The following is an 11,563-nucleotide window of genomic DNA, read 5'->3' on the forward strand; positions in this document are numbered from 1 at the left end:
CCAACGATGTATAAAGGAAAAAGACAAGCCGCTAAGGATAAAAGAAACTAAGTATCTGCGTCGCCGCTTTTTCTTCTATGTATGGGATTATGTAGCTTGGCGAATAAAGATTCTGGCCGCTTTCGATCTCGAGATTTGTCCTTTGCTCGCTGCCGTTTGCGCGGATCATCACGCTGATAAAGGCTCTGTAAAGATAATAATCCGTCCTGTCGTAAAAATCGTCGTCAAACGGGTCGCCAAAAAGCATGCCAAAGCCCATGCTACGCCTGTATCCGTAGCCGCCCCAGCCGTAGCCCATGCTCATATACGCGCGCAGGCGTTCGCGTCGCTCAAAGCGCTGCAAGCTCGCAAAATCGCCCATTATCACGATATCGGCGCTCTTTTGATCCATGCTTTGGGTAAAGCCGTTTTGCAGTAGCTTGTTTCGCACGGTATTTTCTAGCGTGTTTGCGTAGCCGCAGGAGTTTTTAAAGTAAACGTAGACGCTGCGCGAGGCTTTTTTTACGTCGCCGTTTGTTATAAAAATAGGCATCGTGCTTCTAGCGTAAAGCTCGGGCGTGCGGGGCTCGCCGCAACCTACGAAAAAAATCGCAAATAGCAAAATAGAGAAAATTTTTAGTTTCATTTCGGGTCTCCTCGCTCAAATTTGACCGCCGCAAATTTAACGCGGACGGGTCAAATTTAGGATCAAATTTAAGCGTATTTTACTACTAAATCTTTACGTTTGAGTAAATTTATAATACCAGCTTGATCTCGTTTTCAAGAGTGGCTTTTGGAGTGAGTCCGATGAAGCGCTTTTTGAGATTACCCTCGCCGTCAAAGACGAAGATCGCAGGCACGCCCATCACACCGCCGACGGCCTTGCTGAAATAATCGACCGAAACTTTATCGCTAATCACGTCGTAGTCGATATGATGCTGCCTTACCATGTCGATATCTTTATCAAATCCAAGACTCGGTCCAAATATCCCGTAAACACCAAATTTGTCCTTAAACTCGGAGTAAATTTCATTTACGATCGGAGCTTGTGCTACGCAGGCGCCGCAGGATGTGCCAAAGAAAAAGAGCATATAGGGCTTGCCGTCCGTTTTAAGTCGCCTGCCCTCGGGAAAATAGTGCGTATCGACGCCCTTTGGCGAGTTTAGGCTAATGTGGTGCTTGTCAAAGCCGCTATTTCCGCAGCCCGCTATCATCGCCGCCGCAAAGACTAATAATATATATTTTTTTATCATAATTCTCCCAAATTTAAACCGTCGCAAAGGCGCTTTGCCCCTTTGGCTCACTTGCTAGCCTCTCGCATGCCTCCGCGCGCTCGCCGTCGCTCACGTGGTGAATATTTTCCATCTTGCCATGCCTTAGATAGACGATCTTATCGCCAAACTGCCCAAGATCGGGGTTGTGCGTGATGAGTAGGATGGTTTTGCCCTCGCTTCGCAGCTTTTGAAACAGCTCCAAAACCACGCGTTCGTTGGCTTCGTCTAGGTTGCCCGTCGGCTCGTCGGCTATCAAGATATCAGGATCGTTGATGAGGGCGCGCGCGATGCACAGACGCTGCTGCTCGCCGCCGCTAAGCTGACTCGGGCGGTGATCAAGCCTATGTCCTAGTCCAACCCGCTCGAGCGCCTTTTTAGCGTCCTCTTCGTCCACGCTACTGTGATAGTACTGCGCTATCATCACGTTTTCGACGCAGTTTAGGTAGGGGATGAGGTGAAACTGCTGAAATATCAGCCCAATCTTTTCGCGGCGAAATTTGAGCGTCTCCTCGTCGCTAAGCCTACTAGCGTCGTCCCCGCCTAGCATGTACGTGCCTGCGGTTGGCTCGTCCATCAGCGAGAGTATATTTACCAGCGTACTTTTGCCGCTACCACTTGGACCCATTATGCTGACCCACTCGCCGGCGTTTACGTCAAAGGTAATGCTCTCTAGCGCTCTTACTTCGCCGAATCTTTTCTCTATCCCGTTTAATCTTATCGCGTATTGCATATCATTCTCCTCTTAAAATATCGGCCATCTTGTTTTCCAGCGCCCGTTTGATCGGATAGATCGAGGCTACGCCTGCAAAAACGAGCGAGATAACCATCGCTATCGGTATGCTCATAAATCTAAAATCGATGCTCGAATCAAAAATCGCGTAGCCTAAAATTTGCGCCAAGCCGTAGCCTAAAATAGCACCCGCCAAAGCCGCCACAAACGCCGTAACAAAGGTCTCGACGCCGAACAAATTTAACACGTTTTTCTTACTAGCTCCCAGCGCTCTGAGCAGCGCGATCTCCTTTGAGCGCGAAAACAAAATCGCGCTTAGCGTCGTGTTTACGCACATTGAAGTGATGAGCAAGATGACAAAGCTAACTAGCGCCATCAAAAGCTTGATCTTGTCTAAAATCAGACCCTCTGATTTTGAAATTTTAGCCACGGGTTTAACCGAAATTTGCTCGTCGCTAAGGCTCTTGCCAAGCTCGTTTATGTAGTCAAATTTGCCCGTCACTACGGCCTCGGCGTAGTTTAGCGTGTTTGGCTCGTTTGCTATCTTTTGCGCTAGAGGTAGCGAGATGATGAGTAGCGAGTCCTCCTTGTCGCCGTCTTGCACGATGCCACGGATCTTTACTTTTTCGCCCGCGTTCGCTCCGATTTGCCTCACTTCGATCGTGTCGCCGACCTTAAAGCCGCTTTGTTTAGCTAGATCGGTGCCGATTAGCGCGTTTCTCTCGTCAAAATCAAGCGTTATGCCCTGCCCTTCTTTAACCTCCAAAAACGGCTTAACCCGCGTTAGATCGCTAAATTTGACGCCCATAGCAATCGCGGTCGTAGGACCGATATTTACCTGCGTGAAAAGATATCCGCTCTGCCCGATTAGCTTGTCGCTCGGGATTTTGGCGATCTTTTCGTTAAATTTAGCCTCGTTTACCGCGTCGCTAACGGGGTCTGCGGGAGCGAAAACCACGTTAGCACCGTAGCTTTTTAGCTCCTTGCTTACTTTTGAGTCGATATCCAGATATACGTTTACAAAGGCCGCCGTCACGCACGCGCCAAGCAAGATAGAGACGATGATGACGCCCACTCTAGCCGCGCCAAAGCGCAGGCTTTTAAAGATGACGTTATAAAAAAAGCCCTTATTTGCGATCATATAGCACCTCCGCAGGCAATAGTTTGACGACACTTCTCATCGGCACGAGCGAGCCCGCGATCGAGATAAGAAGCGCAAAAGCGATACTAAGCGGAAGCACGATCCACGCGATGCCGATACCGTAGCCAAAGATACTGTAAGCGATTATATAGCTTAGCGCGTAACCCAAAAACGCACCCAAAATGCCCGCAAAAAACGCCACGACTAGGCTTTCGCTCGCAAAAAGGGCGTAAATTTCAAAGTTGCTCGCACCTATGGCTTTTAGAAGGCCGATCTCTTTTTTACGTCTGTAAATTTCGCTAGTCATTAGCGAAGTAATGCCGATAGAGGAGACCGCCAGCGCGATGACGCTAACGATACCCATTAGGCTTTGGATTTTTTTCACGATGTTACTCTCGGCGTCGCTTACCTGCATCATCGCCTTGGCCGCTACGCCCGCGTAGTTCTCCTCGATCTGATAGGCTATGGAGCTAACGTAGGCCGAGCAGTACCACATATCGTATTCGGCACTATCTAGGTTGTCTAGATTTCGCCTGGCCTTGACGGAGAGGTCGTTTTCGGGGATCGTCATCGCTGAAACCTCGGCTTTTGAGTACTGCCCGGGCTTATTTAGAAGCTCTTGGGCTAGCTTTAGCGAGGTTACGATTTTATAGCTTTCTTCGCCGGCTCCTTTTAGCACGCCCGCGATTTTTACGCTACGACCGTTTAAATTTAGCTCGCCGCCGACGCTCAAATTTCGCTTCGCGGCTAAATTTTCGCCTACGAGTACGTTTTGCATATCGTCATCTTCTATCCATTTGCCATCGACCGCCCAAAAGCCAAATAACGTTTTCACGCCCGTTTTAAACTCAGGCTCGTCGGCCACGTTTGCAAATTTATCAAACCAAGTGCCCGTGATTTGGTATTTTTCGCCGCTAGCGTCTTTTACCTCGCCGTTTAAAAACGGTGCAAACGCCACGATGTTGTTTCGCCAAAAAATTTCCTTTACCTTATGCAAATCCTCTTCGTTTAGGTAGTTTTGCGATTTTAGCGGAGTGAAATTTTTACCCTCGATCTCGATAGCTAGCGCTTCGCCCTTTGGCAAGACGACGATGTTTGAGCCGTAGCCTCGCAGCTCGCTAGCGATCTGATCGCCGATTTTTAGCGTGATATTTAGCATACAAGCGATCAAAATCGTCGCCAAAAGTATGGTGATAAAGGCCATTCCTTTTTGCACCTTTGAGCCGGTGATCGAGCTTTTTATGAGCCTTAGTTGCATATTTTTCATTTTAAAGTCCCGTTTATATCGACGTATTTTTCAGGGTTGGCTTCAAATTCCGCCTGAGTTTTTTCGTTCTCAAAGAAATACGTCCTGTTGTAGTATAAATAAGATTTCGAGCCGATGTTGCTTACCTTTTTGCGGCTTACCGGATCTAGCACCGTTTTTTCGACGACTTTTGAGAAGTAGTTCGCGCCGCTTTGGATAGTATCTAGCGTCACGGTTACGAATTTGCCGTCAAATTCAAAAGGCATAGGTATCGGGTTGCAGCCGCCCTCTTTGCCGACTGACGGCAAAAAGATGCGTACGTTACACGAGATGCAGATGAGATCGGCATCCTTTTTGATATAGCCCATATCGCCGCATATCGCGCATGCGTCAAATACGATGATCGGCGAAGCGCGGTCGGCGAAGCGGTTTAGGAGGAAAAACCTTATCTCCCTGCCCTCGTCGTTTATGTATGCGTAGCGGTGTAGTTCGTTGTCGGCGAGTTTTTCGACGTCGAATTTAAACTCGTTATTTACGGGTTCTACGACGATAGGATCAGAGATCTCAGGCGGTTTAGATGCGTGCAGGTCGTAGTAAAGCCCGAAAATCAGAGCCGTAACGACGATAGCTATGCTGCTTTTTGAGTTTGCCGCCATGAAATTTCTAGCCGCGTTGTTAAATCTAAATTTATTTGAGCCCAGTACTGATTTTACCATCTGAGCCGGGCGTTTTTTGAAATTTATAACCGCCAAGACTAAAACTAAAAAGATGAAAAAATACTGCGAAAAGGTCGTATAGTAAATGCCCTTAGCCACGAGCGAGAGCGCCCACGGATACGTAGGTATCATGCCCGCTCGCATAAACTCAAGCCCCGTGTTTGAAATAGCCTGCACTATCAAAACCGCAAGCGAAAGAAGCGAAAACGTCCATAAGACGTGCTTGCAGAGACACTCTTTTAAATTTGAAACTACGAAAAACAAAATCAGCAAAAGCAAAAACGCAAATATCATCAAAAATAGGCTGATGATAGACTGCGTATCGAGTAGCTCGCCTGCAAATACCGGAAAATTCGCGCCCGCGTGAGCATAGGTTAGACCGTAGCCCGCACCCAAGGCGAAAAACGTTATCATCTTTGCAGGGTTAAATTTGATAAAAATCCAAAGCGCGCTAACTAGCAAAAATACCAAAGTAGCCGCGTCAAACACCATTTTCACCCCGGCGTCGTGAAGCATGAGTCTAGCGATCTTAAAAACGACTATGCCTGCAGCAATACCCAAAACCGAGGGTAGAAACAGCGCTTTTAGGCTCTTTTTGTCGTTGTTTAACGCTGCAAAAAGGACAAATCCCAGTAACGATGAGATAACTTGGACGAAATATATAGACATGATCAGCCCTGTAATTTGAGAATTTGAATAAAATTTAGAGCGGACTCAGCCGCTCTAAGCCCGAATTATTTAGCAGGCGCGCCTGTGTATTGGAATTTATAAGTCGTGGTGAACGGCTCAAACCATTTACCTACGCCCGTTTCTTTGTCCGCATGGCGACCGAAGCCTTGTTTTTCAGGATTTTCTATATGAAATTTTAGCTCGTAGTTGCCCACGCCAGCGTCCATTTTTAGGTTAGCGCCGTAGTGAGGGCCGTCTTGAGCGACCATAGGCATAAATGTGCCTTTTTTAACTTTGCCGTTATCTAGGTTTTTTAACTCGTAATTAACTTTTAGATAAGGGATCCACTCGCCAGCCGCAAAGCCGTTTTTGTTTCCCTCGATAGCGTGGATGTCGGCCTCTAGGTGGATGTCGGCTTTGCTTGGAGCTAGGTCGATGCCTTTTGGCTCCATGTCGATAGGCTCTAGATAAACGGCAGCTATCTCCATACCGTTGATCTCTACCGGATCGCCGATAGGAAACTCGCCTGCTACGGCTACTGTTGCAGCAAGGCTAAATGCCAAAGCTGTTTTAACAAATTTGTTCATGTTCTCTCCTTTAATTGGTTTGTAAATTTATTTTTAAGCTTCGCGGCAACCCGCGAAAGCTAGAAACGCAAAATTTAAGCCTCTTTGGCTTGCTTGTTTTTCATTATGATTACGCCGATGATCAGCGCCGCTACCATGATAGCCTGCGGTATCAAGCTCTCGTAATACGGATAAATGCCTAGCCATTCGATAGTCGGGAAGCCTTCGATCTTGGTCGGAACGAAAATTTTACCCTCGACGAACTCCATAAGCCCCTTGCCCACAAACACGATCGACATATAAAAGATGATCGCCGAAGTGACCAAGAAAAACGGCTTGATCGGGATTTTGATAGCAAAAATTTTAAACACGTAGTAAGTAACAAACAAGACGACTAGCCCCACTACAAATCCCAGCGCTATCATCGAGTAGCCCGCGCTATCTTTAGCGTCGAAAATCAGCGCCTGATAGAAAAGTACGGTCTCCGCGCCCTCTCTAAATACGGCTAAAAATACCGTCCACCAAAGCGCCTTAGCAGAGCCTGCGGATATCGACTCGCTGACGTGGCTTTGGATATATTTGCTCCATTTTTTCGCGCCTGCGTTTGAAAGCAGCCAAAAACCGACGTAAAAGAGCAGTCCCACGGCGATAAGCATTACCGCGCCCTCCATCACCTCTCTTTTTTGACCTGCAGCGCCGGCAAATATCAAATTCATAATCCACGCCATAACAAAGCTTAGCACGACCGCTACGCCAAGCGAGCTGTAAACGATACTCATGCGCTTTTCGTTGCCGGTTTTTAGCAGATACGCCACGACGGCCGCCACGATGATAAGCGCCTCAAATCCCTCGCGCAGTATGACCGTAAGCGCGTAAACAAATAGCGCCCAAGGCGAGCTGCTGCCGCTTGTTTTTTCTAGCGCGGCGTCTAGATTTGCGCCTAGGTTATCGGCTGCTTGCTGGAGTCTCTCGACGCTCACGCCCGCCTTCATCAACGCGACTACTTCGCCGAAATTTCCTTCTATCTTAGTTTTTAGGCCTACGTCTATCGCGCCTACCTTGTTTTCCATGCCGCTACCTTCGAACTCGTCGAAGTAAATATCCTGAGCATCGCTCATAGCTTTAGCTACGTCTTTTGCGGCGTAAAGTTTGATCGCGTCGGCGATTTTTGCCTTTATGTTTGCAACGACTGGCGCAAAATCAGTAGCCGCCTCATCCTCGGCGCTATCAGGCAAAACCACGTTAGCAGCTAGCGAGCCCGAGTCCATAGGCAGCTTGGCGACGTTTTCGTATATCAGCGCATCAAGCTCGTCCAAATTTGACTTTAGCACGTCGACTGCTACGTCGTTGTTTATCGCGATTATCGCCGAGCCCATGCGCTTTTGGATGTCGCCGTCGATGCCCTGACCGCCGTTTATAAATCTACGGATAGCCTCTTCTAGCTTTGTGTTTCGGTATAGCTCAAATTTGGCTTTGTTGTTTATCTGCTGTTTTGCTGCGTCTTTATCGCCCTTTTCGTAGGCTGCTGCCGCAGCGCTAAGAGCTGTTTTTATATCGTTATAAACCACTTGCCAGTGCGGCTCGATAGCGGTGCTGTTTGCAGGTTGCGCCGTAGTTTGGCTAGCCTCAGTAGCCTTAGCGGTCTGCGCGGCGTCTGCGTTTTTAGGATCGGAGTACTCGCCCACTAGCTTGTGACCGGTGTTTATGACGGGCAAAACCTCATCCATCTCTTTATTTAGCTCGTCCATTATCGCTTGTATCTCTTCTACGGATTTTTTAGCGATGATGGCTTTACGGATTTTGCCGAATTTAGACTCCATCGAGTAGGCTTTTTTCTGCCCCAAATTTACCCTAATCGCGGCTTCGATATTTTCGAAATGCCCAAAATACGCATTTTGCGTAGTGGTTTTTGCCTCGTCGATCTTGCCCTCTTTATACTGTTGCATGATGCTTACGAACGAATCTTTTATGCTCTGTATCTCAGGGCCGTAGTCGGTATCGGCTGCATTTAGCATAAAAGGGATAAAAAGCGCGAGTATAAATTTTAAAAATTTGCTCATAAAAAACTCCGATAAAATATGTTTTAAGCGGCTATTTTACCATTTCAAAACTTTAGCGAAAATAAAAACTGCTATCAAGTATCAATCTTATCAACAAGCTATATTTTTTGATTATCAGATTGATCCGACTTTGAAATTTGAGTAAATTTAAGGAGTAAAATTTGAAAGAAATTTCGGGAGCGAGTCGCCCCCGAATTTGAGTTAGATAGTAGCACCCGCTTGTCTTAGCATAACGCGTTTGCGATATACGTTTGACACGTCTGCGGCATCGCCTACTAGTAGCGCGTTCGTAGCGCAAACGGCGGCGCACATAGGGACTTTGCCCTCTGAGATACGGTTTTGACCGTACATATGAAGCTCCTCGTGAGAGTTCGTCCCCTCAGGGCCTCCGGCACACATAGTGCATTTATCCATAGCGCCTTTTATGCCAAATGCCCCGTCTCTAGGAAACTGCGGCGCGCCGAACGGACACGCATATAGGCAGTATCCGCAACCGATGCATTTGTTTTTATCGTGAAGCACGATACCGTCGGCTCTGATGTAAAAACAATCAACCGGACACACCTGCTCGCAAGGAGCGTCGGTGCAGTGTTGGCAGGCTATCGTAGTCGATACTTCCTTGCCCTCTATACCGTCGTTTAGCGTGATGACCTTGCGGCGGTAGAGCCCCACCGGGAGCTCGTGAGCCGAAGAGCAAGCGACCTGGCATCCAAAGCAGCTGATACATCTGTTTGTATCTACGAAAAATTTCATTCTTGCCATCTCTTACTCCTTAGACTCTATTTTCGCCGTATTCGTGGAAGAAGGTGTTAAAGCCCTCTCCGTCCGCTTTTTCTATCCTGCAAAGTCCGGCGTTAAATTCCGAAATTTGAGTAACCGGGTCAAAGCCGTAGTTTGTTACGGTATTGAAGCTCTCGCCGATCGTATAAGGCTTAGTACCCTCAGGATAGCGATCCTCTAAGCTCACGCCTTGCATAACGCCCGCGAAGTTATACGGCATACAAATTCTATCCGGCGTAACCATCTGAGTATGATAGCAACGAACCTTGATCTTAGTGCCTTGCGGAGAGTGGATCCACATCATATCGCGATCTTGGATACCGTATTTTAGCGCAAGCTCAGGGTGAACGTTAGCAAACATCTCAGGCGTGATCGCCGCTAGATACTTGCTCGTTCGCTCGATCATACCAGCACCGCTTAGGTTTACTAGGCGCAATGTGCTAAATACGATAGGGAATTCCTTGCTCCAGTCTTTTGCTTGTTGCTCAGACTTAAATTTCGTCTCGACGCGGAAGTTTCTAGCCTGATCGTCGAAAGTCGGGTATTTTTGCACCAAATCCCAGCGCGGAGAGTGGATAGGCTCGCGGTGTTTAGGGATCGGATCTAGGAATTCCCAAACGATCATTCTTGCCCTTGCGTTACCAAACGGCACTACGCCTTTTTCGCGGCATTTTTCTAAGATAAGTCCGCTGTGATCCGTACTCCAAGTAGCTCCCATCAGTCTTTTTTCTTCTTCGGTTAAGGTTATGCCTAGGACTTTTTCGATATTTTCTTTGGTAATTTGCGGATAGCCGCCTTTTACGTCCGATCCTACCAAAGTCGTATCCTCGCTAGCTAGCTGACTAACGCCGTTATGCTCTAAGCCGAAGCGATTTCTAAATCCACTGCCGCCTTCGGTATAAGGCTTACTCATGTCGTAAAGTATCGGCGTACCCGGGTGTTTTTCGTCCCATGCCGGCCAAGGCTTACCGTAGTATTCGCCTTTTACGTCGCCGCCGATACCCATTAGCGTATCAGGGTCGAAATTTTGCCAGTTAGCTTGATGTCTTCTAAACATCTCGGCCGTTCTACCGGTGCAGCCGATAGATTTACCCAAGCGAGCTATCTCGTTTGTAGCGTCGTCAGGCCATACAAAGTCGTCTTTAACTTGTTTTGGCTCGTGATTCACGGTCGCCATCTTCATGCCTTTTACGTACTCATCATAAAAGCCAAATTTTTTAGCGAATGCAAACATAACCTCTTGATCGGGCTTACTTTCGTAAAGCGGATCTACTACCTTAGTTCTCCATTGGCCGGAGCGATTCGTAGAGCTTAAATGCCCCTCGTTTTCAAACGCGGTAGCGACCGGCAAGATATAAATTCCGTCTTTTCTATCGCTTAAAATCGCGACTTCGTTGACGAAAGGTTCGGCTACGACTAGTAAGTCTAATTTATCGACGGCTTGTTGAATTTTAGTTAAGTGCGCCATAGAAGTTAGACCCGTTCCTTGTACCCAAAGAACGCGAAGCTTACCGCTAGTATAGGTTTTTTCCTCTTTTAGGACGCCTTGCCACCATTTTGATAGCGACCAGCCTTTTTCGTTTCTCCAGTTTCTATCTTCCGGATTTTGCGGATCATGATAAAAATACTCTTCAAATACGGTATTTTTTACCGGAGCGCCGCCCTGTTTCGGCTCTTTTGTCGAAACCGCGAATCGTTTGATAAACTCATCGTAATCAACACCCCAGCCTTTGCAGTAGTATTTCCACGAGGCGTCTCCTAGTCCGTAATACATAGGAAGAGTGTCTGAAAGGTTACCCATATCGGTAGAGCCCTGAACGTTATCGTGACCGCGAATGATATTACAGCCGCCGCCAGGTTTACCCATATTGCCTAGGATTAGTTGAAGGATAGGTAAAATTCTGGTATTTGACGTGCCTACGGAGTGCTGAGTGATACCTAGCGCCCAGATAACCGTTCCCGGTTTATTGTGAGCCATTATGTGCGCGGCTTGCATTAGTCTGTCTACAGGTACGCCCGTAACGTCCGAAGTAAGCTCAGGAGTCCAGTGTTCGGCCTCTTTTCTAACCTCTTCGATACCATAGGTTCTGTTTTCTAAAAATTCTTTATCTTCCCAGCCGTTTTTAAGGATAATGTGAATAAGTCCATAAATAAGAGCCACGTCCGTTCCTGAACGCTGACGCAAGTAAAGATCCGCGTGCGCAGCCGTTTTAGTAAAATTCGGATCCGCTACGATTAATTTTGCGTTGTTTCTATCTTTGGCTTGCAACATATGCTTCATACCGCCGACGGGATTTGCTACAGCCGAATTCGCACCGATACAAAAGATCGCTTTTGAATTTGCCGTCATATCTCCGAAGTGATTCGTCATCGCGCCATAACCCCAAGTATTCGCCACACCG

Annotated in this window: 10 protein-coding genes; all 10 read right to left on the bottom strand. The window is 47.5% G+C overall.

The annotated features are described in order from the left end of the window. Positions 1–31: 31 nt before the first annotated feature. The gene (locus H740_RS00690) at positions 32–625 is read right to left on the bottom strand and encodes a hypothetical protein (protein WP_002950331.1); all 594 of its coding nucleotides are present in this window, start codon (positions 623–625) and stop codon (positions 32–34) included. A gap of 109 nt (positions 626–734) precedes the next feature. Next, positions 735–1,232 carry a TlpA family protein disulfide reductase gene (locus tag H740_RS00695; RefSeq protein ID WP_002950333.1) on the bottom strand — a complete coding sequence of 166 codons (498 nt, stop codon included), beginning with the start codon at positions 1,230–1,232 and terminating at the stop codon, positions 735–737. 13 nt (positions 1,233–1,245) lie between these two features. After that, complete coding sequence (locus tag H740_RS00700) at positions 1,246–1,983, bottom strand: ABC transporter ATP-binding protein (protein WP_002950334.1); 738 nt, start codon at positions 1,981–1,983, stop codon at positions 1,246–1,248. 1 nt (position 1,984) lies between these two features. Beyond that, a complete protein-coding gene (locus H740_RS00705) occupies positions 1,985–3,124 on the bottom strand; it encodes an ABC transporter permease (RefSeq protein WP_002950335.1) in 1,140 nt (379 codons plus the stop codon). Then, positions 3,111–4,391: an ABC transporter permease gene (locus H740_RS00710; RefSeq protein ID WP_002950336.1), complete on the bottom strand. Its 1,281-nt coding sequence runs from the start codon at positions 4,389–4,391 to the stop codon at positions 3,111–3,113. The genes H740_RS00705 and H740_RS00710 overlap by 14 nt, the downstream gene beginning before the upstream one ends. Then, positions 4,388–5,755, bottom strand: a complete 1,368-nt coding sequence (locus H740_RS00715) for a Fe-S-containing protein (RefSeq protein ID WP_002950337.1) — start codon at positions 5,753–5,755, stop codon at positions 4,388–4,390. The genes H740_RS00710 and H740_RS00715 overlap by 4 nt, the downstream gene beginning before the upstream one ends. A gap of 65 nt (positions 5,756–5,820) precedes the next feature. After that, positions 5,821–6,342 (bottom strand): iron transporter, encoded by a 522-nt coding sequence (locus H740_RS00720; RefSeq protein ID WP_002950338.1) that lies wholly within the window; start codon positions 6,340–6,342, stop codon positions 5,821–5,823. Between the two features lie 74 nt (positions 6,343–6,416). After that, complete coding sequence (locus H740_RS00725; RefSeq protein WP_002950340.1) at positions 6,417–8,381, bottom strand: FTR1 family iron permease; 1,965 nt, start codon at positions 8,379–8,381, stop codon at positions 6,417–6,419. A 201-nt stretch (positions 8,382–8,582) separates the two neighbouring features. Continuing rightward, the gene (fdh3B, locus tag H740_RS00730) at positions 8,583–9,143 is read right to left on the bottom strand and encodes a formate dehydrogenase FDH3 subunit beta (RefSeq protein ID WP_002950342.1); all 561 of its coding nucleotides are present in this window, start codon (positions 9,141–9,143) and stop codon (positions 8,583–8,585) included. Positions 9,144–9,153: 10 nt separating this feature from the next. Further along, a partial coding sequence (locus H740_RS00735) for a formate dehydrogenase subunit alpha (protein WP_002950344.1) occupies positions 9,154–11,563 on the bottom strand: 2,410 nt, incomplete at its 5' end.

Origin of the sequence: Campylobacter showae CC57C, assembly GCF_000344295.2 — a bacterium.
In the GTDB taxonomy this organism is placed as follows: Bacteria; Campylobacterota; Campylobacteria; order Campylobacterales; family Campylobacteraceae; genus Campylobacter_A; species Campylobacter_A showae_B.